We start from the raw sequence: 23,419 nt of genomic DNA, 5'->3' as shown, positions 1-23,419 counted from the left end.
AAACCAAACAACAATTCATGAAAAATCAATTTTTGGCCTTAGCAATTTCAAGTGTAGTACTTGTAGGTTGTGGCTCTACTAAAAAAGTCTCAAAAGACGATTCGGCCCTAAAAACACCGATTGCTACGTCTATTAATTTAACAAAAGTTGTAAACGATAAAGCCCCAGTGGTTGTAAATCCTGGACGTTTTGCTCAGGATACAGTAATTTACAGATTGCCTCGTGTAGTACAAGGAACTTATTCTATAAGTGATTTCGGAAAGTACATAGACGATTTTAAAGCTTATGATTATAAAGGCGTAGAAATCCCTACAAGTAAATTAGATGTTAATTCTTGGTCTATAGCAAATGCCTCTAATTTAGATTATATTACATATTACGTAAATGATACCTTCGATATTGAAGAAGAAGGTGGAATAGGAGGAGAGCAACCCTTTTCTCCAGCGGGAACCAACATCGAACCAGATAATTACGTGCTTAATTTACATGGATTTATAGGATATTTCGATTCTTTAAAAAATAACCAATATACCTTAGATGTTACTGCTCCAGCATCGTTTAAACGTACTTCTGCTCTAGAAAAAGTTAAAGATACGTCTAGTGAAGATGGTAAAGTAATCACGACAAGTTACGCAGCACCTAGATATTTTGATATTACGGATAATCCAATGATGTATGGCGATTTGGATGTTGAAGAATTTCAGGTAGGTGACATTAAAATTGTATTAAGTGTATACTCGCCAACAAAAGCGCATAATGCGAAAAGGTTGCGTGAGACCATGGAAAAAATGATGCAAGCTCAGAAAGCATTTTTAGGCGATATTAATTCTACTCCACGTTACGATATCTATTTATATTTAGCAGGTGAAGGCGAAGGACAACCAAAAGGTTTTGGTGCCTTAGAACATAATACATCTACTGTGGTTGTATTACAAGAATCGGAATCTGAAGAGTCTTTAGACGAAAGCATGATTGATGTGGTGTCTCACGAATTTTTTCATATTGTAACCCCTTTAAGCGTGCATTCTGAAGATGTGCATTATTTCGATTATAACAATCCAACGTTCTCTAAACACCTTTGGATGTACGAAGGAATCACAGAATACTTTGCCACTTTATTTCAAGTACAGGAAGGTCTAGTCGATGAGTCTAAGTTTTATTCTACTATAGTAGACAAAATTAGTATGTCGTTACGTATGGACGATACTATGAGTTTTACTAAAATGAGTGAAAATGTTATTGATGAGCCATATGCTACTAACTATTATAATGTATACCAAAAAGGAGCATTAATAGGTATGTGTCTTGATATAATAATGAGAGAAGAAAGCGACGGACAACGAAGTGTATTATCTTTAATGAAAGAATTATCTCTTAAATACGGAAGCAATAAGCCGTTTGACGATGATACCATTATAGACGAAATTGTTGAAATGACATATCCTGAAGTGGGCGAATTCTTAGAAACACATGTTGTAGGAACTACACCAATAGATTATAACGTATATTTTAATAAAGTGGGATTAATTGAAGCTGAAGCTAAAGTTGAAACAAATATTTTATTAAATAATGGGAACTTAATTTTAGGTGGAGATCCTGTTAAACGTGTAATCTTTTTTAACGATTTAGTAGCAGATAACAGTTTTTGGAAAGATAATGGTGTGTTACCAAACGATGTTATTAAACGTGTAAATGGTGAAGAAATGACCATATTAAACGCGAATGAAATGCTACAGAAGTTAATATCGATACAACCTGGTCAGGATATCGAAGTAATTTTAGATCGCGAAGGAAAAGAAATTATTGTGAAAACGAAATTAACAAAGACATATACAACAGGAACTGTATTACAACCTAATCCTGATGCAACTGCAAAACAAAAGGAATTACGTAAAGCATGGTTAAAAAGCTAAGCGTATTTTATATTAGTATAAGAAAGGTTCATAGCATTCGTGTTATGAACCTTTTTTTTATTCCGGTAAGGCGATGTCTTTTATCCAAATACAATACCAAACAACAGTTTATTTTCTAGGATGATATTTCTCAACAACATCACTTAAATGCTTTTTATCAAGATGCACATAAATTTCTGTCGTAGTAATACTTTCGTGTCCTAATAATAACTGAATAGATCTTAAGTCGGCATTATTTTGTAATAAATGTGTGGCAAACGAATGTCTGAAGGTGTGAGGCGATATTTTCTTATTCAAATCAATTTTTACCGCTAATTGTTTTATAATCGTAAAAATCATGGCCCGTGTGAGTTGTTTACCTCGGCGGTTTAAAAACACAGTATCTTCATGTCCTGCTTGTATGTTTAAATGCGGACGTATTTGCTCCAAATAAATGGTAATATACTTTATGGTAGATGGTACAATAGGTACAAAACGTTGTTTATCGCCTTTACCAGTAACGTTTATAAAACCTTCATCGAAATATAAATCAGATATTTTAAGATGTGTTAATTCGCTTACACGCAAACCGCAACTGTAAAGGGTTTCTAGCATGGCTCGGTTGCGCTCTCCTTCGTTAGTCGATAAATCTATAGCAGATATTAAACGATCGATATCGTCTTCACTTAAAGTATCCGGCAGTTTTCGTCCAATTTTAGGAGATTCAATTAATTCCAAAGGATTGTCAGGACGGTAATCTTCAAAAATAAGGTAGTCGAAAAAGCTTCGTAATCCCGAAATTAATCGGGCTTGAGATCGTGCATTTAATGATTTAGCCGATTCGTAAATAAATTGTTGAATAAGATCTGTTGTAATGGAAGTTGGAGAACTACTTAACGCTTTATGCTCTAAAAATAAAACTAATTTCTTAACGTCTAATACATAGCTATTAACCGAATTAGTAGATAAACCACGTTCAATTTTTAGAAATAAACTGTAATCTTTTAATGCGTTTTCCCATTTCATGCTTAAAAGTAGAATAAATATCACAATCTAGAATTATTAAACAGATATTTTTAAGAGGTAGAATGCGATGGATAAACGTCAATTAACGTCTAATAAATTATTAGATTATGTTTTTTTTATTAAAGTTGTAGGTATCCTATTTTTTAAACGACTTCTTAGCCCAAGAATTGCAGTTGGGATTACAATTTTATTAGTCATTGCGCTATCCGCCTGACATTATGATTGTTATCAGCCTTAAATTCTTAAGTTTGCAAACCTTTTTTAAACGCATTTATTTTTTACACATTCTTTTAAATTAAATCTACTTTTTAATGTGACTTTAATTAAAAGAGTGTGTCTTAATTGGTATATACAACATAACCTAACCTTGGACGAATTACAAACAGATAATCTATTAAGCGACGAGCAACTTGTTGCTGAGATCGTTAGAACAAAAAGTTCTGAGCTGTTTTCGGTGGTGTATGATAGATATTCAGAAATAATATATAATAAATGCCTCAGTTTTGTAAAAAATAATGAGGAAGCTCAAGATCTAACGCACGATATTTTTGTAAAACTATTTGTTAAGATTAAAACCTTTAACAATCGTTCAAAATTCTCGACTTGGTTGTATTCATTTACTTACAATCATTGTGTAAGTTATTTGCAACGAGATTTAAATAAAAGAAAACAAAAAATTCTATTTACAGATGATGAAAATCAACTTGATTATTTGCACGATGAGATAGACGATGAACAAATTTTTAGTTTGGACTATGAAAATTTTGAAAAAGCTATTGACTTAATCGATCCTAATGACAAGATTATATTGTTTATGAAATATCAAGATGATATGACGATAGAAGAGATTGAGATTGCCTTAAATTTAGATAAAAGTGCGGTTAAAATGAGATTGAGTAGAGCCAAGAGTAAATTAATAAAAATTTATAATCAGTTATAATTTTGGGAAATCCATTTAAAAAAGTAATTCATAATGAAAAACTTCCTGATTTAATCAAGAAGAAGGTGCTTGACGACATAAATGTTATCAAGCTGGCATTAGATGTTGCAGATTTAATAGTCATTAAATTTCCTGAAACAATAGGAGATATATTAAAGAAAAACGACAACAAAAAAGAATACTAATTATTAAAAATAAATCGAGATATGAATACAGAAATAAACTTTAACCTTTTAGACAAATTGCTTGAAAATATATATACTTTTTTACCGAAGGTTGTTTTTGGTATTCTGTTCATTATAATGAGTTGGTTACTTTTAAAACTCGTTCTATTTGTGGTGAAAAAATCATTAAAATTTGCAAGAATAGAGACGTTAACAAAAAAAATAAATGAATTACCGCTATTAGATTCTGCCATTCAAATTAAGCCTGAAAAAATTATTCTGATCTTTGTGAAGTTGTTTTTGATCTTAGTTTTTATCATTATAGGAGCCGAAATTTTAAACTTAAGTCTAGTATCTCATGAAATCGGAAAACTGATTAATTATCTTCCTAAATTTTTTAGTGCTTTAGTTATTTTAATATTCGGATTATTCGGTGCGAATTATTTAAAAAAAACCGTGCAAACCTTCTTAAAAGCAGTCGATATTAATGGTTCTAAAGGTATTAGTAGTATTGTTTTTATAATCGTGTTTTTAATGGTTGCTATCATGGCTCTCAATCAAGCGGGCTTTAATACAGACGTAATTACGAGTAACTTATTACTCATTTTAGGAACCATTATGGTTTCGTTTGCCATTGCTTTTGGTTTGGGGGCAAAAGATGTTATTTACAGATTGTTACTGGGTTTTTATAGTAAAAGAAATTACCATGTCGGACAAATAATTGTTCTAGACGACAAAGAAGGAGTCGTTTTTAGTATGGATAATATAAGTATCACTATTAAATTTCAAGATAAAAAAGTTGTTTATCCTGTTAAGTATATAGCAAATAATAAGATAGAAATAATTGACTAATTTTTTTTTAAAAACATTAAATTTTTGAGTGACTATTTTGACTCTTTTGTGTCATAATGATATAAACCTTTTTTAATGAATCATATTACTATTATAAATTATTTGCAGATATTCTATATTGCTATTTTAGTGATTGGAGTGGTTTTAATTTCTCTGCTTTATTTCAAAGTATTTAAAGATAATAAGAGGTCTTCTAAAGACTACAAACTTATCTTAAAGGAATATACCATAAAATCTAAGAATGGTGATAAAATGAATTAAAATCACTTATGTATGTATATGTCTTATTTTTTCAAATAGCTAAAGCTAACTTGTATTTTTTAGTAAATTTAAAACAAGTATTTGTTAAGGTCTGTAGGTTAGATTGAACCTAGATCTTAGTTGAATGACAATGTAATCTCATTACTATTATTCTTAAAACTTCATAAATTTCTTAAAGGAGTAGAGGCTAGGTCCGTAGCTTAAGGTCTTTAGATCTCTAAAGATTAAGCAGTGTATAAGTGTTAACTCTTTAATTGTCTTAGCGTTATAGAACCAATGGAGCTCAGTATGTAGTAGTATTATATTCATTTTTTGTTATATTCTTATAAGCCTAATACAAACCATGATTCATATTATTAAAGTGATAATTCGAATGGTGGTTTAGTGTAAATTTCGTAATTTTATTAGTCCCGAATTAGCTGTAAATTAATTTATTATCATGGGAAAAAAATTACTGACTTCTGTTGTATTATTATGTTTTTCAATTTCAATTATTGCTCAACCTCTTGTTCCCGAAATTACTGATTCGAGTACCACAGATTGGGAGCTTATGGTTTTGCCAGGTGCGTTTGGTGGAAGTAATGTGCAAGACGGAATAAATTTTGGTTTAAGCTTGTCTTCACCCATTAATCAAGCCAATAAAATAGTTCCGGTTGGCTTTTTTTTAGATGCTAATATGTTATTCCAATCAGGTAGAAACATCGCGTTTGGTATTGCGTTTGGTTATGGCTGGTACTTTGGTCAAGATACAGATGAGACTTGGGGACCGATAACCGAAGACTCTGAATTTAGATATGTACCTTTTGCAGTGGCCACACGCTATGCTTTAGATTCAGGATTAATTATAGGTGGAGATGTGGGGTACGCTTATGTGTTTAGTAACGACTATACGGGAGGTGGATATTTTAGGCCTTTAATTGGCTATAATTTTTCAGAAAACATTCAATTTAATATGTCGTATACTGGTATTGCAAACGATTGGTTGTGGTCGGCCATTAACGTTGGGGTTACTATAAATATTAGTGAATAATCTTTGTTTTTATTCTTATTAAATAGATTCCATAACACAACTTTATTTCTTCAATAAATAGGAGTTTTCTTTAAATATATTATTTTTGGTGCAAAATAACCATTTAAAATAGGTCAAAATTTTAAATCAATAATTTAAGGTATTATGAAAAAAATTTACTTTGCCACCGTATTTGCGGTAATAATGTCGCTAGGTGCAATTGCACAAACTGTAGTTCGTACAACTACAACAACTCCACAAACAACGTATAGAGCCTTACCAAACGGTCACAACGGTTTAAACGTTGGAGCAAGTTTTATGCTTCCAATAGATGTGTTAAACGACTATTCGTCTGCAGGTTTAGCTTTAGATATTAATTATTTATACCCTGTAGCGCCTATGTTTAATATGGGTATTGCTTCTGGTTATAGTGTGGTTTACAATGATTATGATGGAGGTAGAATAGAGTCTTGGAGAACAGACGATGTACAATTTATTCCTGTTTCAGTTGCAACGCGTTATATTCCTACAGAACAAGTAGAATTTGGAGCAGATTTAGGATATGCAATTTCACTTACTGATAGTGATTTGTTTGATGGTGGTTTTTATTACAGACCTGTAATTGCTTTTAATGTAACGGATATGGTTCAATTAAACTTGTCATATACAGGAGTAAGTACAAACAGAAGCTGGGTAACATGGTCTACACTTAATTTTGGTGTCATGTTCAACTTGAACTAAGACAAGCACACAACATATTTTAAAAGGTGAAATTAAGTTTTCGCCTTTTTTTATGTCTTAATCTTTTTTACATTTACTTTATGAAGAAAATTTTAATTATAAACGGTCCTAATTTAAATTTATTAGGAAAACGTGAACCCGCTATATATGGAAGTTTAACGTTTACAGAATTTTTTGAAACCGTTAAGGAGAAGTATACAGAGGTAGAGTTATCATATTTTCAATCTAATGTAGAAGGTGAGATTATTGATAAAATGCATGAAGTTGGTTTTAGCTTTGATGGCATTGTATTAAATGCAGCGGCTTATACACATACATCAGTGGCCATTGGTGATGCTGTTAAAGCAATTGAAACACCTGTAGTAGAAGTGCATATCTCGAACACCTTTTCTAGAGAAGAATTTAGGCATCAATCTTATATTTCTCCTAATGCCAAAGGCGTTATTCTAGGTTTTGGTTTGCAAAGTTATGAGTTAGCTATTAAAAGTTTTATATAATACAAAGGGCACTTTATAAAGTGCCCTTTGTATTTTTACTATAAATAAATATTTAATCCCAATCTAAAAGTCGTTTTAGACCTTCTAGCTTTTTAATAGTGGTGATGTCTTGAGAAACTTCAAGCACATCTTTCTATATTTTGTTGTTATCTCGAATGGCGAAATATCTTATGTATATAATCTGTCATTTCATATCGAATCAGAATTCGGCTACATCTTGCCGACCAGATTTAAATTCTTCTAAAATTTTTAAGACAGTATCTACACTTTTTTGTGGGTGGCAAAATTTTACTTCACGATCAATTATTCCTTTGCTTCTTGGAAATACACGATTGTCTCCACGATTATAAAAAATCACTTTATCATTTTCGTCCACATACGTTACATCTAAAGTTAAAACGCGCAATAACAAATTTACTTGCTCTGGCTTCATGTTTTTCCAAATATGGAAACAACTGATTTTCTTTACGCCTAAAACGTTTATTTATCGTCGCTAATTGGTTAAAGGATATTATAGTACTTCTGAAAGTCTTCGTGTTTCTACAACATATAACTCATCTAATACACCTTCTCTTTAAAGTACACACGTACAGGATGAACCTCTGGTAACGTATCGATTACTGGTATAAAAGTATTCATAATATAGTCTTTCTCTTATTTAGGCTTTATTTAGATCACTAAATATTAGATTATCTAAAGCCATTCTACTTTATCCTCTATGGGCTTAGGTAAACGTTCTGGTACAGTGTTGTCGTAATAACCTAAATAGAAAAAGCCAATACACTTTTCGTTAGCCTTTAAAGTAAAGAATTCGTCCATAGTAGTAATTAATCCAGGAGAACTCCAATAAGCTCCTAATCCTATATCTGTAGCTGTAAGCCACATATTTTGTACAGCCATAGCAGTAGATGCAATTTCTTCCCATTCAGGAATACTTTCCTCTGGATCTCTTTCCATGCAAATGGCGATAATAGCACCCGCTTTTTTACAATTTCTCTGAATTTTATTGTACTTAAATTCTGAAAATTTGTCGGCAGTGGCTTTAAATTTTTCAGATAAAAATACACCTAATTCTTCTTGAGACTCGCCTTGTAAAACTTTAAAACGCCAAGGCTCCGTGCGCTTATGTGTTGGTGCCCAATTCGCGGCTTCTAAAAGTAAATTAATTGTTTCCTTAGAGACGGGCGTAGCGTTATATTGATCAGGAAAAACTGAGCGTCTATTTTTAATAAGGTCTTTTAATTCCATGTGATATTCTTTTTTTCAAAAGTATGAATAGAGATGCTTATTTCTTCATTATTTCGAGAAATATCATTCAAAAGTGATTTGGTTTTAATCTTAGGATATAATTTAAGGTTTTATGTTGGGGGTAGTAGTTTAGAATTTAAGTTCACTTTATATTAAAATTTGTACGATTTTTCAGTCTTATAAGATTTTGTTTCAATGCTAGAAATTTCTAAAAACAGTGCAAATTTTTACAAAGGAGTTAACAATTATTTCAATAGAGTTGCCTCTTAAATTTTATAATTCCGATTGTTTTTTTGAAGAATTAATCATCTTGTTAATTTGATGTTAAGCCCTATTGTCAGTTGATTTACGGCCTTTAGATTTGTCGTTATAACCCAAATAAAACATTAAAAATTATGAAAAAATTAATTGTATTTACAGGAGCATTATTATTTACTTTAACATCGGTTTACGCGCAATCAGATTCGAAAGCAGTTCAGTTTGGAGCTAAGGCAGGAGTTAATTTCTCTAAGCTAATTGGAGACGATTTCGATGACGTAGATTCAAGAACAAGTTTTAATGCCGGTTTATTAGCAGAAATTCCTATTTCTGAAAGATTCTCTTTCCAGCCTGAGGTATTTTACTCTGGTCAAGGTTTTGATGTTTTAGAAATAGATCAGGATAATATTTTTGATACCGATCAGAACGTAGAGTATCAATTAGATTATATTCAAGTACCATTATTAATTAAAGCTTATATCGTAGAAGGATTGAGTGTTGAAGTTGGTCCTCAATTCGGATTTAAAATTCATGAAGAATTCGATTCTGAGCCAAATTCTGATGGTGGAGATTTAGAAATCGATAGTAACGATTCTTATGTAAAAGATTTTGAAACAAGTTTAGCATTTGGTACGTCGTATAAATTTGACGGTGGTTTATTTTTAAGTGCACGATACACTTTAGGATTAACCAATATATTTGAAGACGATACCATTTTTGAAGATGTAGATGGTAAGAATAGCGTATGGCAATTTGGTGTAGGTTACATGTTCTAAACCTATCTATTGCGTACAATACATAAAAAAAGTCTCAGATAAATTCTGAGACTTTTTTTATGCTTTAAAGTTTTCTAGTTGTTTATACTGTAATGGGATCAAAAGCGATTGTTATATTTTTATGTTCTCGAGTCTTCTCGAACACCATAGAAAACACGGGGTTTTCACAATTTAAAATACAATCTAGAAGAGTTGTTAAAAATTAAACTTTGACAATTTAAACGGAGTCCAGAATCCCATACAAGCTTCCATTGCTTTAATTAATAGTGTGATTCATGATTATAAAATAATCTATAAGAAACACTGATAGCAATAGTTTAATAACATCTAATGATAAATTCAATGCGTTTCTATTTAACAGAAAAGAAGCAATTTATCAATTCACACAGAGCTTTTAAGAATAATCCCGTTTATGTATAAATGTAAATAGCACAAAAAAAAGGAGATTCAATTTGAATCTCCTTCATATATTGTAATAAAATCTGAGTTTTATTAAATGTGAATTACTTCGTCATAAGCCGCCGCAACAGCTTCCATTACCGCTTCACTCATAGTTGGGTGAGGGTGAATAGTTTTTAATACTTCATGACCAGTAGTTTCTAACTTACGTCCTAAAACAGCTTCAGCAATCATATCGGTAACACCAGCACCAATCATGTGACATCCTAACCATTCGCCATATTTAGCATCGAAAATTACTTTTACAAAACCATCTTTGTTTCCTGCAGCACTTGCTTTACCAGAAGCAGAGAATGGGAATTTACCAATTTTTAATTCGTAACCTTTTTCTTTAGCTTGCTTTTCTGTTAATCCAACACTAGCAATCTCTGGAGATGCATAAGTACAACCTGGGATGTTTCCGTAGTCGATTGGTTCAACGTGCATTCCTGCAATTTTCTCAACACATAAAATACCTTCAGCAGAAGCTACGTGAGCCAAAGCTTGACCAGGAGTAACATCTCCAATTGCGTAATATCCAGGAACGTTAGTTTGGTAGAAATCGTTTACTAAAATCTTATCGCGATCTACAGCAATTCCAACATCTTCTAATCCGATGTTTTCAATGTTTGTTTTAATTCCAACTGCAGAAAGAATAATATCAGCTTCAAGAACTTCTTCACCTTTAGCGGTTTTAACAGTGGCTTTAACGCCTTCCCCTGAAGTATCAATAGTTGTTACCTCGGCAGATGTCATAACATTAATACCGATTTTTTTGAAAGAACGTTCTAATTGTTTAGAAACATCTTCGTCTTCAACAGGCACTACGTTTGGTAAATATTCAACAATAGTAACATCTGTTCCCATAGAATTGTAGAAGTAAGCAAATTCTACTCCAATGGCTCCAGATCCCACAACAATCATTTTCTTTGGTTGTGTAGGTAACGTCATAGCTTCACGGTATCCAATTACTTTTTTACCATCTTGTGGCAAGTTTGGTAACTCGCGAGAACGTGCTCCAGTAGCAACAATAATATGGTCTGCACTATACTCAGTACCATCTACATCTATTTTCTTTCCAGCTTTTAAAGTTCCATAACCTTTAATGACATCAATTTTATTTTTCTTCATTAAAAATTGAATACCCTTGCTCATTCCATCGGCTACACCTCGGCTACGTTTTACAACAGCACCGAAATCTTTATCGAATTCTTTAACAGTTAAACCGTAGTCGTCCGCATGTTTTAAATATTCGAATACTTGTGCCGATTTTAAAAGGGCTTTGGTAGGAATACATCCCCAATTAAGACATACACCACCTAAGTTTTCTTTTTCTACTATAGCAGTTTTAAAACCTAATTGAGACGCTCTAATAGCGGTTACGTAGCCTCCAGGACCACTTCCAAGAACAATAATATCGTATTTACTCATGATTAATTCATTAAATCGTTTACAGCTACGAATTTACGAAACCTATTCCAAATATTGTATTTAGTTCCGATAAAAAATAGATCTTTTATTACCTTTGTTTTGTAACAGACTATATATGAATATAAACAGAACGAGTAATCCGCGCATTGTAATTGTTGGTGGCGGATTTGCTGGTGTTTCCCTTGCTAAGCAACTCTCTAAACAAGACGTGCAGGTCGTTCTGCTAGATCAGCATAATTATCATAATTTTCAACCATTACTCTATCAGGTATCTACGGGAGGTTTAGAGCCAGATTCTATTGCTTATCCCATTCGGAAAATCCTTAAAGATTATTCTAATTTTCAGTTTAGACTCGCCAAAGTGCTAGAAATTGATCCGATAGCATCTAGAGTTATTACGGATATTGGCGATTTAAAATATGATTATTTGGTGATTGCTTCGGGATCGGAAACCAATTATTTTGGAAACGCATCTATTGAAGCACATAGTATGGCCATGAAAACCATACCGCAAGCTCTAAATTTAAGAAGTCTAATTCTTGAAAATTTTGAAGAAGCTTTACTAACCACAGATTTAAAGGAACGGAATGCTTTAATGAATTTTGTTATCGTAGGTGCGGGGCCAACAGGAGTAGAGCTTGCAGGAGCTTTAGCCGAAATTAAAAAAGGCATTCTACCAAAGGATTATCCGGATTTAGATACGCGATTAGCGCAGATTCATTTAATTCAGTCTGGAGATCGTATTTTAAAAGAAATGAGCGATAAAGCTTCAGAAAAAGCGGAAGAGTTTCTAGAAGAATTAGGTGTTAATGTTTGGAAAAACTTACGCGTGTCCGATTACGATGGCAAAACGGTAACCACAAATTCCGATACTACTTTTGAAACTGCCACCATGATTTGGGCTGCTGGAGTAAAAGGTGCTAATATTAAAGGTATAGCAGGCGCTGATTTGGTATCGCGAAGTAATAGGATAATTGTAAATGCTTGTAATCAATTAAAAACATATCCCAACATCTTTGCTATTGGAGATGTAGCACAAGTAGTGACCGAAACCCATCCGTTGGGTTACCCTATGATGGCACAACCGGCCATACAACAAGGTAAGCACCTAGGAAGTAACTTAAAACGATTGTTAGAAGAGCAACCAATGGTTCCTTTTGTTTATAAAGACAAAGGCGCAATGGCTACGGTAGGAAGAAATAAAGCAGTGGTAGATATGCCCAACTTTAAGTTTCAAGGCATATTTGCGTGGTTTGTTTGGATGTTTGTGCACTTGTTCTTTTTAATCGGATTTAGAAATCGGATGATTGTATTTGTGAATTGGGTATACAATTACATCCGATTTGATAGAGAGGCTCGATTAATTATCCGTCCATTTAAAAAGAAGTTGAAATCTGATGTTTAATTAGATTCAGGTATAAATTTTAAGGCCACACCATTAATACAATGTCTTTTTCCTGTTGTTTTTCTAGGACCATCGATAAATACATGTCCTAAGTGGCCACCGCAGGTTGCACAATGCTCTTCGATACCGTACATGGCACTTCCTCCAGGAGAAGCAAGTACACTACCTTCAATAAACCTATCGAAACTTGGCCAACCTGTACCGGAGTCGAATTTATTTTCGCTTTTAAATAAAGGGGTATCGCACGCGGCACATACATAGGTTCCTGCTTCGTAGTTTTTGTCTAGCGGACTAGAAAATGCACGTTCTGTACCTTCTTGTCTTAATACTTTATATTGTAAATCGGTTAGTTCTGCTTTCCATTCCGCTTCAGTTTTAGAGACTTTATATGCTGTAGTCGTTTTAGATTCTTTTTTTTGAGAAAATCCTTGGCACGTAAACAAACTAAAAGATAGGCATAATAATAAAATAGATTTCATAATGTATTTGTTTTATTTATATTGTCGTTTTATATGGTTATACTTACGAAAAAATTATACTATTAGTTTTTAGAATCACAAAGTTTTAAAATTTTGTAATTTTAATTTAAAAATAAATATTTATGAAAATAACTCTTCGTGTTTGCTTTTTGGCCGGCGTGTTAGCCTTAAGCTCTTGTGCAACTAATCCGTTTACAGGAAAGCAAACTATGGCACTCGTATCTAACGATCAATTATTTCCAACGTCGTTTCAACAATACGACGAATTTTTAAAATCCAATAAGGTTGTAGAAGGCACAACAGATGCTGCGCGGATTAAGCGCATCGGGCAACGTATTGCCAAAGCGGCAGAAACCTATTTAAACGCCAATGGCTACGTAGGGTATTTAAATGGCTATAAATGGGAATATCATTTAATAGAAGACGATCAGAAAAATGCATGGTGTATGCCAGGCGGAAAGATTGTGTTTTATACAGGTATTTTACCCGTTGCTCAAAGTGATGCAGGTATCGCGGCTATAATGGGGCACGAAGTTGCTCACGCCTTAGCAAATCACGGACAGCAACGTATGAGTGCGGCGTATATACAGCAAGGTATTGCGATTGCTGGAAATGTAGCAATAACAGATGAACAAAGTCGAGATATGTTTAATCAGTATTACGGTATTGGATCTAATGTAGGGGCGATGCTACCTTTTAGTCGTAGCCATGAATCTGAAGCAGATAGAATTGGAATTGTATTAATGGCCTTAGCTGGATACAATCCAGAAGCAGCACCTGCATTATGGACACGTATGGAATCGTCTGGTACACCCGAAATTTTAAGTACACACCCTGCTAATGCTAGTCGTATTTCTTCCTTAACGTCTTTAGTACCTAGCGCTAAAGCAGAAGCAAAAAAGTTTGGTATAACATCGTTTACTGAATAAATTTTGTAATGAGTCTTTCATTTATTTCAGAAGACATTCAACCTTAGATTTTATATTTTTTTACGACATGAAAAGTTATCCAAAAGGCAGTAAAACGTTATTAAATGCCTGGGCGTTTTACGATTGGGCAAATTCGGTGTATACCTTAACTATTGCTTCAACGATATTTCCGATATATTACGGGGCTCTATTTCTAAAAGCGAATAAACAGGTTCATGTTTTTGGAACAGATATAAAAAATACGGCGCTTATTTCGTTTGTCACCGCATTTGCCTTTTTAGTCATCGCTTTTATGTCTCCAATTTTATCTGGTATAGCCGATTATATTGGAAATAAAAAAGTGTTTATGAAATTCTTCTGTTATACAGGAGCACTCGCTTGTATAGGATTAAATTGGTTTAGTCTAGAGTATATCTATATAAGTTTAGCATTTTATTTTCTTGGGTTAATTGGGTATTGGGGAAGTCTTGTATTCTATAATTCTTATTTGCCAGATATTGCGTTTCCGGAACAGCAGGATAGAATTAGTGCCAAAGGTTTTTCATTGGGTTATGTGGGCAGTGTTTTATTATTGATAGTGAATTTAGCTATGGTAATGAAACCTGCACTGTTTGGCATAACAGGAACGGAAGGTGAAGCAGCCATGAAAGCTATGCGCTATTCCTTTATTATGGTAGGAATTTGGTGGATTCTTTTTAGTCAATACACCTATTATATATTACCTAAAGGTGTTAAAACTGATAGAAAGGTAACAAAGGATGTGATTTTCAATGGTTTTAAAGAATTAAAATCTGTTTTTGGAGACATCAAAGAAAACCTTAGATTAAAACGATATTTAAGAGCATTCTTTGTGTACAGTATGGCTGTACAAACCATTATGTTAGTGGCGACCTACTTTGGAGAACAAGAAGTGGAGTGGGGCGGCGATCAGGAAAAAACAATGGGACTTATTGTGAGTATATTGGTGATACAAATTGTAGCTATTTTAGGTGCGTTTTTAACCTCTAGAGCTTCAGAGAAGTTTGGAAACATTAACACACTTATTGTAATTAATTTTATATGGATGTGTTTATGTTTCTATGGATATTTTGTGGAAACACCTACACAATTTTATATCACGGCCATGTTTGTAGGATTAGTAATGGGAGGTATTCAAGCTTTGAGTCGATCGACCTATTCAAAATTTTTACCAGATACAAAAGACACCACATCTTATTTTAGTTTTTACGATGTTGCTGAAAAAATCGGAATAGTTATCGGAATGGTAATTTATGGTACTATCGATCAGATTACGGGAAGTATGCGAAACTCGATATTGTTCCTTTTTGTGTTCTTTTTAATTGGAATCATACTGTTGTACAGAGTTCCTAAGGATGAAACTCAGAAACTTTAAAGCATTAAAAAAGCATCCTAATGAGGATGCTTTTTTTGTTCTATATATTGGCTTTTATTCCATTTCTATACTTCCAGAACCAGACACCTTGGTATCTTCCTTTTTAGGATTTCCTTTATAATCTATATCTCCCGAACCAGATACACGGGCTTTAAACATTTCAGTACTTACAACCTCTGCATCTCCCGAACCTGTAACAGATGCGTCGGTGTTTTTAGAATCTAATCCAAAGCCGTGAAAATCGCCTGAACCCGTAACATTTACCTTTAAATTCTCAGTTTTACCTTTTAAGGTTAAGTCTCCAGAACCTGTTACACTACCTTCCGCAGATACGGTGTTTATGTCTAAAATAATATCGCCTGAGCCCGTAAGACTAACATTTAAATTTTCTGTTGTAATGATGTCGTTATTCATTAAATCACCCGAACCCGTTAACGAGACTTTCGAGATATCTTCAAAAGGAATGGTGATTGTTATGTCGCGGTTGTTACTCGGATTTAAATTTACGCCATCCTCGGTTTTTACCGTTAAGGTATTGCCTTGTACTTCGGTTAAGATATAAGGTACTAGGTTTGATTCTCCTTCCACAGTAATTTGTCCTTCGGTTCCTTTAATTAAAATATAATTCATAGAGCCTGTGCAACTAATATTGTCGTAGGTAGACGTTGATCTATTATCGGTAATAAATTCTCCATTACCTTGAATTCCTTTATTGATGCTTACACAAGAATTTAAACTAATAATAGCAACGATGAGTAAACTGGCCTTTTTTAAAATAATGCTTTTCATAGGTTGATTAAGTATTTGTGGTTAATTTTTTATAAACGATACGCTTCCGTAATCTGAATTAATTTTTATAGTGTTGGATGTATTAGAGCTACCATAATACCCCTTGTAATAATTGTTGCTAGATTCTGTACGTTTCGAACTGAATTCAAAATCGTCTTGATCTCTTAAATCGGCGTAATCTAAATCTAATTCAAAGTTAAAATGATAATTTGGGTCGTAACCAATTTTAATTCCCACATAATCGGAATCGATGTTTACATTATTGGCATTGGCCGTCATGTTCTTTATTTTAATAGAACCATAATCGGCTGTAATATCTACCGACTTATACACATCACCAATAACTACAGTTAAGTAATCGCCATCGCCTTTAAAGTAGTTTACTTTATCTACAGTCATACTACCGTAATCACAATTGTAGTCGACATTTTCTCCGATTTCAACTTTACTATTGGTATAATCTGCTTCGATAAATAGTTTTTTAGTTTTAGCCACTGTAAAGCCGCTATAATCAGCATTAATGGTGCCGCTTTTAATGTATTCAAAATAAGAGTTAGAAGTGTAGTCAAATTCAATATCATTATTATCGGCCATTAATTCCTTGGTTGTAATCTTTCCGTAATCGCAATTAATTTTTGCCCGCCCTTCTAGCTTGTCCAAGTTAATCGCACCGTAATCGTTGGTTAAATCGACATTATTAGTGATTGGCATTTTTACGATATAATTAATTTTCATGTTCACGTTATCGGCGCCGTTCCAATCCCACCATTTCGATTTCGATTTACTAAATATGGTTTTGGCAGATACATGATTAGCCGATCCGTTAAATTCTACAGATATATCTTTTAGTTTATTCTGTACCGCTTCCGAGTCTTTACCATTTGTAGTTATGGTAATTTCAAAAACAATACGGTTTTCTTTCCAAGTTATTATATCTAGGTTTCCGTAGCTGTTATCAATACTTAAAGTGGCATTGCTGTTAACAGAAAACTCTTTTTTTATAACACGCTCTTCGGTATGTTTTTCCTTAAAGGGGTTATTAGCTAGGGCTAAATAAGGAATGAGTAAGAGTAAAAACGTAATGTTATATGATGTTTTTATTTTCATGAGAAATATGTTTTAATTGTTTTACATTGTCTATAGTTTCCATAACACTTTCTAAAATTTCAATTCGACTTTGGAAATTTGCAATCATGGCATAGATTACGCGTTTATCGTTACCACTTTTGGTTAAGTCTAATTTTAATTTTTCGTAATTAGCTTCAAGGACATTGAGTTGTTTTAAAGCATCTTGTATTAAGGGCTGCACTTCTGGTGCATTTTCTTTCTTTAATTGTTTTAATTCTTGAGCAATGGTCGCTGTAAAAAAACTTTGTGTTTTTGCCATTTCTGGAGAAACACTGGCTAAATCTGCTGTGTTATTATCTTGGGTTTTAATTGTAAATGTTAAGGTTATAATTAAAACCACGATTGCGGCAACAGCAAGTAAGGGTTTTAAAAACGAATGTGTTCTTTTAACAGGCTTAATGGCTACGTGATTATTTTTTAATTTGGCTAAAAACCGATCTTCGTGATGCGTGTTTGGCGTTTTAACATCAAAATCGTTTTTTAACGTTTTAAAAAGATGGTCTAATTGATCTTCTGATTTCATAAACTTATATTTTAAACGACGTGTTGTAATTTTTGTCTTAAACTTTCTTTTGCTCTAGAAATGGTTGTTCTGCAATTGGCATAACTTACATTCATAATGATAGATATTTCTTCGTAATCGTAACCTTCAATTAAATGTAAGGTTAGTGCTATTCTATAATTGTCTTTTAGCGTATTCATGGTTTTTAAAACATATTTAGCTTGATCACTTGCATGCTCATCCTGAGCGGTGTCTACGTGTGTGTCTTCAACTTTATACATGACGGTTTCAAAAGGCACATCTTCATATTTGCTATTTTTATTAAAGTGATGAATACTGTTATTAACTACGATACGCTTTAACCAACCTCCAAAAGTTTTTGTATCTTTTAAAGTTTCCAGTTTAGTAAAAGCCGATAAAAACGAATCTTGCATAATATCTTCTGCTTCGAAACTGTTTTTTACAATTCTAAATGAGGTGTTGTACATGGCTTTGTAGTATCTGTTATAAACTTCCAATTGTGCCGATTGGTTTCCAGCTTTACAGAGTTCTACAAGCGTATCTATATGTTGGTTGGTTAGTGACAATTACAATTATTATCTATTGGTTTATTATTAAGATGAAGGTATTAATTAATTGTTACAGTTTATTGGAATAAAGTTTTTCTATTTGTTATTAGCTTGGCATATTAATTGAAAAATATTAGTAACTATTCGAGTGTATATAGTATTAATCTTTTAATTTAGAGCTATATAACGGTTTGGTTAAGTAATAAATAAAACAAAACAACCTGTATATTCTTAATTGTAATGACAGATTGACCTAAATATATATATGAAAAAATCTAATTTTTTAACTCTAGACAATATGTCACTTCAAGAGTTTGATGAGAATTCAGAATTAATACCTTTAATGACTCCCGAGGATGAGGAGAAAATTAATAATGAAGAACTTCCAGAAACCTTACCTATATTATCTTTAAGAAATACCGTATTGTTTCCAGGCGTTGTTATTCCTATTACTGCTGGTAGAGATAAGTCTATTAAGCTAATTAACGACGCTAATAAAGGTGGGAAAGTAATTGGTGTGGTGTCTCAAAAAGACGAAAGCATTGAAGATCCTACTGGAAATGACATCTTTAAAACGGGTACGGTTGCACGTATTTTACGTGTTTTAAAAATGCCTGATGGTAATACAACAGTTATTATTCAGGGTAAAAAACGTTTTAAGATAAACGAAGTGACTTCTGAAGAACCGTATTTAACGGCAACTATTTCTGAAGTTCCGGAAGAAAAACCTGCAAAGAAAAATGAAGAATTTGCTGCGATATTAGATTCCATTAAAGAATTGTCGCTTCAAATCATCAAGGAAAGTCCGAACATACCAAGTGAGGCCTCTTTCGCTATAAAAAATATTGAAAGCAATTCGTTTTTAATCAACTTTGTGTCTTCTAATATGAATTTAACAGTTCAGGAGAAACAGAGTCTTTTAGAAAACAATTCGCTTAAAGAACGCGCTTTGGAAACTTTGCGTTATATGAATGTTGAATTTCAGAAACTAGAACTTAAAAACGATATTCAGTTAAAGGTTCAGAGTGATATGAATCAGCAACAACGTGAATATTTCTTACATCAACAAATGAAAACCATTCAAGAAGAATTGGGTGGCGTGAGTTACGAAGAGGAAGTTGAAGAAATGAGAATGCGTTCTAAAAAGAAAAAATGGAACGAAGAGATTGCTAAGCATTTCGAGAAGGAATTAGCGAAAATGCAACGTATGAATCCGCAAGTTGCAGAGTATTCTATTCAGCGTAATTATTTAGATTTATTTTTGGATCTACCTTGGGATGAATTTAGTAAAGATAAATTCGACTTAAAACGTGCGCAACGTATTTTAGACCGTGATCATTATGGTTTAGAAGATGTCAAGCGACGTATTATTGAATATTTAGCAGTTTTAAAGTTGCGTAACGATATGAAATCTCCAATTTTATGTCTTTATGGACCTCCAGGAGTTGGTAAAACGTCTTTAGGAAAATCTATTGCTGAAGCTTTAGGACGCGAATATGTACGTGTGTCTTTAGGAGGTTTACGTGATGAAGCAGAAATACGCGGACATAGAAAAACGTATATTGGTGCTATGTCAGGTCGTATTATTCAAGGACTTAAAAAGGCTGGTACGTCTAATCCCGTTTTTGTTTTAGACGAAATCGATAAGTTATCAAACTCACATCAAGGCGATCCTTCTTCAGCGCTATTAGAAGTTTTAGATCCGGAGCAAAACAATGCTTTCCACGATAATTTCTTAGAGCTGGGTTACGATTTATCTAAAGTGATGTTTGTGGCCACGTCTAATAGTTTAAACACCATTCAGCCAGCGTTATTAGATCGTATGGAAATTATAAATGTAACGGGTTATACTATCGAAGAAAAGGTAGAAATAGCGAAACGTCATTTACTTCCTAAACAGATCAAAGAACACGGTTTAACCGATAAGGATATTAAAATAGGAAAGCCTCAATTAGAAAAAATAGTTGAAGGTTATACTAGAGAATCTGGTGTTCGTGGACTTGAAAAACAAATTGCAAAAATGGTGCGTTATGCGGCTAAAAACATTGCAATGGAAGACGAGTATAACGTAAAAATATCTAACGAAGATATTATTTCTGTACTTGGCGGACCAAAATTAGAACGTGATAAATACGAAAACAATAATGTTGCAGGAGTTGTTACTGGTTTAGCGTGGACAAGTGTTGGTGGAGATATTCTGTTTATAGAATCTATTTTATCTAAAGGAAAAGGGAATTTAACCATTACCGGAAATTTAGGAAAAGTGATGAAGGAATCTGCGACCATTGCTATGGAGTATATTAAAGCGAATGCAGACGAATTAGGATTAGATTCTGATGTTTTCGATAAATATAACGTACATATTCACGTGCCGGAAGGGGCAACGCCTAAAGATGGTCCAAGTGCGGGTGTAACCATGTTAACCTCGTTAGTGTCTTTATTTACACAACGTAAAGTAAAAAGTAGTTTAGCCATGACAGGAGAGATTACATTACGTGGAAAGGTTTTACCAGTTGGTGGAATTAAGGAGAAAATCCTTGCTGCCAAACGTGCTAGAATAAAAGAGATAATGTTGTGTGAAGAAAACAGACGTGATATCGAAGAAATAAAGCAAGAATATTTAAAAGGGTTAACCTTTCATTATGTTTCGGAAATGAGTGATGTTTTAAAATTTGCTTTGACGGACGAAAAAGTGAAAAACGCAAAAACATTATAATTTAAAATATAAGTTTTACTCTTTATACTTTAAAAGCATCCACAAACTTGCGGTTTTGGATGCTTTTTTTTGTGTCTAACAGTTAATAATAAATAATTTCACTCCAAATTAACCCCGATTTTTCCATTTTGCAGTAGGTCATATAAAAAGGGAGTTAAGTGTATAAATAACGTAAGTGTAAAGATTCTAGATGACTAAAAATATAATTAAGAAAACGACGTTTTAAACCTAAGATTTATTTAATTTGCACCCGTATGAGGCAAAAATTGGCATTATTATTTATTGGTTGTTGTAGTTACGTCGCGTCCGCACAGTTGGGAGGTGAGTCTACTTATCAATTTTTAAATTTAGTGTCGTCTCCACGTCAAGCGGCTCTAGGCGGAAAAGTAATTACAAATGTCGATTACGATGTTACGCAAGCCTTGTATAATCCTGCAACTATAAATGTTAAAATGGATAATCAGCTGGCCTTAAACTACACCAGTCATTTAGGAGCCATAAGTTACGGAACTGCAGCTTATGCTTATACCTACGATAGACGTACACAAACATTTCACGCAGGAGTTACCTATGTAAATTACGGACAGTTTGATGGTTATGATGAAGACGGAAATCAAACCGGTACGTTTAGTGGTGGAGAATCTGCTTTGTCTTTAGGTTACGCCACGCAATTAGGGAGGTCTAATATTTATGTGGGTGGAAATTTAAAATTAATTACATCCAAACTAGAGCAGTATTCGTCTTTTGGAGCTGCAGTAGATATTGGTGCGATATATATAAATGAGAGCATAAATTTTAATGCGGCTTTAGTGGTAAGAAATTTAGGAACTCAGATTACGACTTACGCGGGGCAACATGAACCTTTACCTTTAGAAATCGATTTGGGATTTTCTCAGAGATTAGAAAATGTACCCATTCGTTGGCACCTAACGTTCGAGAATTTACAACAATGGCCCATTGCTGTAGCCAATCCTGCACGTTCTACCAGTGATTTAGAAGGAAATAATACATCGGAAGATGTTGGGTTTTTATCAAATGTGATCCGTCATACTATTATAGGGGCCGAATTGTTTCCCGAAAGCGGATTCAATTTACGATTCGGATATAGTTTTAGACGGGGAGAGGAATTACGTATAGTAGACGAGAGGAACTTCTCTGGGCTTTCGGCAGGAATAGGGATTAAAATGAATAAATTACGATTTAGTTACACCTATGCGCGATACTCTAGCGCATCCAGTTCTAGCTTTTTCGGATTAAATATAGATTTACAATAATGAAAGATATTACTATTGCTATCGACGGCTTTTCATCTACAGGAAAAAGCACCATTGCCAAATTACTAGCCAAATCATTAGGTTATGTGTATGTAGATTCTGGAGCAATGTATCGTGCAATTACATATTTTGCTATGGAACAGGGTAGGATTTCTACCGAACATTTTGATAGAGATGGTTTAATTTCAGATTTACCAAATGCTAATGTGTCTTTTAAGTTTAACGACGATTTAGGGTTTGCCGAAGTGTATTTAAACAATGAGAATATTGAGAAAAATATACGGACTTTAGAAGTCTCTAATTTGGTAAGTACCGTTGCCGCGGTTCCTGAAGTAAGAAAGCAGTTGGTTAAAATTCAGAAAGAAATTGGAAAGAATAAAGCTGTAGTAATGGACGGGCGAGACATTGGTACTGTGGTTTTCCCTGATGCCGAACTTAAAATTTTTATGAATGCTTCTGCACAAACCCGTGCCATGCGTCGTTATAACGAAATTAGAAACAATGGAGAAGCCATTACTTTTGATGCTATTTTAGAGAATGTTCAAAAACGTGATCATTTAGATAGCACCCGTAAAGATTCACCACTGGTAAAGGCAGAAGATGCTATTGAAGTCGATAATTCTAACATTTCGATTGAAGATCAATTTCAGAATATTTTAAAACTTGTAAATACTGTTTTAAACGCATAAAAAAAAGAGCAAT

General features: G+C 33.3%; 23 protein-coding genes and 1 pseudogene. 15 read left to right on the top strand and 9 right to left on the bottom strand.

Annotated features, from left to right (window positions below):
* Nucleotides 1-17 precede the first annotated feature (17 nt).
* On the top strand, nt 18-1,913 hold the full coding sequence (locus AC0UBM_RS04165; protein ID WP_475687752.1) for a M61 family metallopeptidase: 1,896 nt from the start codon (nt 18-20) through the stop codon (nt 1,911-1,913).
* 108 nt (nt 1,914-2,021) lie between these two features.
* Here the strand turns inward: AC0UBM_RS04165 and xerD are convergent, their stop codons facing one another.
* The gene (gene xerD, locus AC0UBM_RS04160; protein WP_475687751.1) at nt 2,022-2,918 is read right to left on the bottom strand and encodes a site-specific tyrosine recombinase XerD; all 897 of its coding nucleotides are present in this window, start codon (nt 2,916-2,918) and stop codon (nt 2,022-2,024) included.
* Nucleotides 2,919-3,285: 367 nt separating this feature from the next.
* Here xerD and AC0UBM_RS04155 point away from each other — a divergent pair, with 367 nt between their 5' ends.
* The 7 genes from AC0UBM_RS04155 to aroQ all read left to right on the top strand — a co-directional run bounded on the left by AC0UBM_RS04155 (nt 3,286) and on the right by aroQ (nt 7,382).
* The gene (locus tag AC0UBM_RS04155; RefSeq protein ID WP_475687750.1) at nt 3,286-3,858 is read left to right on the top strand and encodes an RNA polymerase sigma factor; all 573 of its coding nucleotides are present in this window, start codon (nt 3,286-3,288) and stop codon (nt 3,856-3,858) included.
* Between the two features lie 2 nt (nt 3,859-3,860).
* Nucleotides 3,861-4,043: a hypothetical protein gene (locus AC0UBM_RS04150; protein ID WP_414034393.1), complete on the top strand. Its 183-nt coding sequence runs from the start codon at nt 3,861-3,863 to the stop codon at nt 4,041-4,043.
* A gap of 21 nt (nt 4,044-4,064) precedes the next feature.
* Nucleotides 4,065-4,874, top strand: a complete 810-nt coding sequence (locus AC0UBM_RS04145; RefSeq protein ID WP_475687749.1) for a mechanosensitive ion channel family protein — start codon at nt 4,065-4,067, stop codon at nt 4,872-4,874.
* Nucleotides 4,875-4,949: 75 nt separating this feature from the next.
* Nucleotides 4,950-5,135, top strand: coding sequence for a hypothetical protein (locus AC0UBM_RS04140; RefSeq protein ID WP_475687748.1), 186 nt, complete (start codon nt 4,950-4,952; stop codon nt 5,133-5,135).
* 439 nt (nt 5,136-5,574) lie between these two features.
* A complete protein-coding gene (locus tag AC0UBM_RS04135; RefSeq protein ID WP_475687747.1) occupies nt 5,575-6,165 on the top strand; it encodes a hypothetical protein in 591 nt (196 codons plus the stop codon).
* A 144-nt stretch (nt 6,166-6,309) separates the two neighbouring features.
* Nucleotides 6,310-6,885 (top strand): hypothetical protein, encoded by a 576-nt coding sequence (locus AC0UBM_RS04130; protein ID WP_475687746.1) that lies wholly within the window; start codon nt 6,310-6,312, stop codon nt 6,883-6,885.
* An 80-nt stretch (nt 6,886-6,965) separates the two neighbouring features.
* Nucleotides 6,966-7,382, top strand: a complete 417-nt coding sequence (aroQ, locus tag AC0UBM_RS04125; protein ID WP_414034397.1) for a type II 3-dehydroquinate dehydratase — start codon at nt 6,966-6,968, stop codon at nt 7,380-7,382.
* A gap of 52 nt (nt 7,383-7,434) precedes the next feature.
* Here the strand turns inward: aroQ and AC0UBM_RS04120 are convergent.
* Nucleotides 7,435-7,815: pseudogene (locus AC0UBM_RS04120) on the bottom strand (PAS domain-containing protein); the annotation flags it as partial.
* A gap of 260 nt (nt 7,816-8,075) precedes the next feature.
* Entirely contained in the window at nt 8,076-8,630 is a 555-nt protein-coding gene (locus AC0UBM_RS04115) for a nitroreductase family protein (RefSeq protein WP_475687745.1), read from the bottom strand.
* Between the two features lie 395 nt (nt 8,631-9,025).
* Here AC0UBM_RS04115 and AC0UBM_RS04110 point away from each other — a divergent pair, with 395 nt between their 5' ends.
* Nucleotides 9,026-9,664, top strand: a complete 639-nt coding sequence (locus AC0UBM_RS04110; RefSeq protein ID WP_414034399.1) for a porin family protein — start codon at nt 9,026-9,028, stop codon at nt 9,662-9,664.
* A gap of 492 nt (nt 9,665-10,156) precedes the next feature.
* Here AC0UBM_RS04110 and lpdA read toward each other — a convergent pair whose 3' ends face one another.
* The gene (gene lpdA / locus AC0UBM_RS04105; protein ID WP_414034400.1) at nt 10,157-11,533 is read right to left on the bottom strand and encodes a dihydrolipoyl dehydrogenase; all 1,377 of its coding nucleotides are present in this window, start codon (nt 11,531-11,533) and stop codon (nt 10,157-10,159) included.
* 115 nt (nt 11,534-11,648) lie between these two features.
* Here lpdA and AC0UBM_RS04100 point away from each other — a divergent pair, with 115 nt between their 5' ends.
* A complete protein-coding gene (locus AC0UBM_RS04100; RefSeq protein ID WP_475687744.1) occupies nt 11,649-12,938 on the top strand; it encodes an NAD(P)/FAD-dependent oxidoreductase in 1,290 nt (429 codons plus the stop codon).
* Here AC0UBM_RS04100 and msrB read toward each other — a convergent pair.
* The gene (msrB, locus tag AC0UBM_RS04095; RefSeq protein WP_475687743.1) at nt 12,935-13,417 is read right to left on the bottom strand and encodes a peptide-methionine (R)-S-oxide reductase MsrB; all 483 of its coding nucleotides are present in this window, start codon (nt 13,415-13,417) and stop codon (nt 12,935-12,937) included. The genes AC0UBM_RS04100 and msrB overlap by 4 nt on opposite strands.
* Nucleotides 13,418-13,539: 122 nt before the next feature.
* Here msrB and AC0UBM_RS04090 point away from each other — a divergent pair, with 122 nt between their 5' ends.
* Both AC0UBM_RS04090 and AC0UBM_RS04085 read left to right on the top strand, forming a co-directional pair.
* Complete coding sequence (locus AC0UBM_RS04090; protein ID WP_475687742.1) at nt 13,540-14,346, top strand: M48 family metallopeptidase; 807 nt, start codon at nt 13,540-13,542, stop codon at nt 14,344-14,346.
* Between the two features lie 67 nt (nt 14,347-14,413).
* Nucleotides 14,414-15,739: an MFS transporter gene (locus tag AC0UBM_RS04085; RefSeq protein ID WP_475687741.1), complete on the top strand. Its 1,326-nt coding sequence runs from the start codon at nt 14,414-14,416 to the stop codon at nt 15,737-15,739.
* A 54-nt stretch (nt 15,740-15,793) separates the two neighbouring features.
* Here AC0UBM_RS04085 and AC0UBM_RS04080 read toward each other — a convergent pair whose 3' ends face one another.
* Genes AC0UBM_RS04080 through AC0UBM_RS04065 form a run of 4 tightly spaced genes read right to left on the bottom strand, consistent with a single transcriptional unit; the run spans nt 15,794 to nt 18,745 of the window.
* Nucleotides 15,794-16,528, bottom strand: coding sequence for a head GIN domain-containing protein (locus tag AC0UBM_RS04080; RefSeq protein ID WP_434035946.1), 735 nt, complete (start codon nt 16,526-16,528; stop codon nt 15,794-15,796).
* A gap of 21 nt (nt 16,529-16,549) precedes the next feature.
* Nucleotides 16,550-17,635 carry a hypothetical protein gene (locus tag AC0UBM_RS04075; RefSeq protein WP_475687740.1) on the bottom strand — a complete coding sequence of 362 codons (1,086 nt, stop codon included), beginning with the start codon at nt 17,633-17,635 and terminating at the stop codon, nt 16,550-16,552.
* Entirely contained in the window at nt 17,613-18,179 is a 567-nt protein-coding gene (locus AC0UBM_RS04070) for a hypothetical protein (RefSeq protein ID WP_475687739.1), read from the bottom strand. The genes AC0UBM_RS04075 and AC0UBM_RS04070 overlap by 23 nt, the downstream gene beginning before the upstream one ends.
* A gap of 11 nt (nt 18,180-18,190) precedes the next feature.
* Nucleotides 18,191-18,745, bottom strand: coding sequence for an RNA polymerase sigma factor (locus tag AC0UBM_RS04065; RefSeq protein ID WP_475687738.1), 555 nt, complete (start codon nt 18,743-18,745; stop codon nt 18,191-18,193).
* 247 nt (nt 18,746-18,992) lie between these two features.
* Here AC0UBM_RS04065 and lon point away from each other — a divergent pair, with 247 nt between their 5' ends.
* The 3 genes from lon (at nt 18,993) to cmk (ending at nt 23,406) form a co-directional block, all read left to right on the top strand.
* Entirely contained in the window at nt 18,993-21,443 is a 2,451-nt protein-coding gene (gene lon / locus AC0UBM_RS04060; RefSeq protein WP_434035950.1) for an endopeptidase La, read from the top strand.
* Nucleotides 21,444-21,697: 254 nt separating this feature from the next.
* On the top strand, nt 21,698-22,717 hold the full coding sequence (gene porQ / locus AC0UBM_RS04055; protein WP_475687737.1) for a type IX secretion system protein PorQ: 1,020 nt from the start codon (nt 21,698-21,700) through the stop codon (nt 22,715-22,717).
* The gene (cmk, locus tag AC0UBM_RS04050) at nt 22,717-23,406 is read left to right on the top strand and encodes a (d)CMP kinase (protein WP_475687736.1); all 690 of its coding nucleotides are present in this window, start codon (nt 22,717-22,719) and stop codon (nt 23,404-23,406) included. The genes porQ and cmk overlap by 1 nt, the downstream gene beginning before the upstream one ends.
* The last annotated feature ends 13 nt before the right edge of the window (nt 23,407-23,419 follow it).

Source organism: Formosa sp. F44, from assembly GCF_056238645.1.
This window is presented reverse-complemented; position numbering and strand designations above follow the sequence as displayed.

What these genes read in the sequence shown, in the direction of transcription:
- AC0UBM_RS04165 (WP_475687752.1), top strand. Translation starts at nt 18, where the DNA reads ATGAAAAATCAATTTTTGGCCTTAGCAATTTCAAGTGTAGTACTTGTA.
- xerD (WP_475687751.1), bottom strand. Translation starts at nt 2,918, where the DNA reads ATGAAATGGGAAAACGCATTAAAAGATTACAGTTTATTTCTAAAAATT.
- AC0UBM_RS04145 (WP_475687749.1), top strand. Translation starts at nt 4,065, where the DNA reads ATGAATACAGAAATAAACTTTAACCTTTTAGACAAATTGCTTGAAAAT.
- AC0UBM_RS04140 (WP_475687748.1), top strand. Translation starts at nt 4,950, where the DNA reads ATGAATCATATTACTATTATAAATTATTTGCAGATATTCTATATTGCT.
- AC0UBM_RS04135 (WP_475687747.1), top strand. Translation starts at nt 5,575, where the DNA reads ATGGGAAAAAAATTACTGACTTCTGTTGTATTATTATGTTTTTCAATT.
- AC0UBM_RS04130 (WP_475687746.1), top strand. Translation starts at nt 6,310, where the DNA reads ATGAAAAAAATTTACTTTGCCACCGTATTTGCGGTAATAATGTCGCTA.
- aroQ (WP_414034397.1), top strand. Translation starts at nt 6,966, where the DNA reads ATGAAGAAAATTTTAATTATAAACGGTCCTAATTTAAATTTATTAGGA.
- AC0UBM_RS04115 (WP_475687745.1), bottom strand. Translation starts at nt 8,630, where the DNA reads ATGGAATTAAAAGACCTTATTAAAAATAGACGCTCAGTTTTTCCTGAT.
- AC0UBM_RS04110 (WP_414034399.1), top strand. Translation starts at nt 9,026, where the DNA reads ATGAAAAAATTAATTGTATTTACAGGAGCATTATTATTTACTTTAACA.
- lpdA (WP_414034400.1), bottom strand. Translation starts at nt 11,533, where the DNA reads ATGAGTAAATACGATATTATTGTTCTTGGAAGTGGTCCTGGAGGCTAC.
- AC0UBM_RS04100 (WP_475687744.1), top strand. Translation starts at nt 11,649, where the DNA reads ATGAATATAAACAGAACGAGTAATCCGCGCATTGTAATTGTTGGTGGC.
- msrB (WP_475687743.1), bottom strand. Translation starts at nt 13,417, where the DNA reads ATGAAATCTATTTTATTATTATGCCTATCTTTTAGTTTGTTTACGTGC.
- AC0UBM_RS04090 (WP_475687742.1), top strand. Translation starts at nt 13,540, where the DNA reads ATGAAAATAACTCTTCGTGTTTGCTTTTTGGCCGGCGTGTTAGCCTTA.
- AC0UBM_RS04085 (WP_475687741.1), top strand. Translation starts at nt 14,414, where the DNA reads ATGAAAAGTTATCCAAAAGGCAGTAAAACGTTATTAAATGCCTGGGCG.
- AC0UBM_RS04080 (WP_434035946.1), bottom strand. Translation starts at nt 16,528, where the DNA reads ATGAAAAGCATTATTTTAAAAAAGGCCAGTTTACTCATCGTTGCTATT.
- AC0UBM_RS04075 (WP_475687740.1), bottom strand. Translation starts at nt 17,635, where the DNA reads ATGAAAATAAAAACATCATATAACATTACGTTTTTACTCTTACTCATT.
- AC0UBM_RS04070 (WP_475687739.1), bottom strand. Translation starts at nt 18,179, where the DNA reads ATGAAATCAGAAGATCAATTAGACCATCTTTTTAAAACGTTAAAAAAC.
- lon (WP_434035950.1), top strand. Translation starts at nt 18,993, where the DNA reads ATGAAAAAATCTAATTTTTTAACTCTAGACAATATGTCACTTCAAGAG.
- porQ (WP_475687737.1), top strand. Translation starts at nt 21,698, where the DNA reads ATGAGGCAAAAATTGGCATTATTATTTATTGGTTGTTGTAGTTACGTC.
- cmk (WP_475687736.1), top strand. Translation starts at nt 22,717, where the DNA reads ATGAAAGATATTACTATTGCTATCGACGGCTTTTCATCTACAGGAAAA.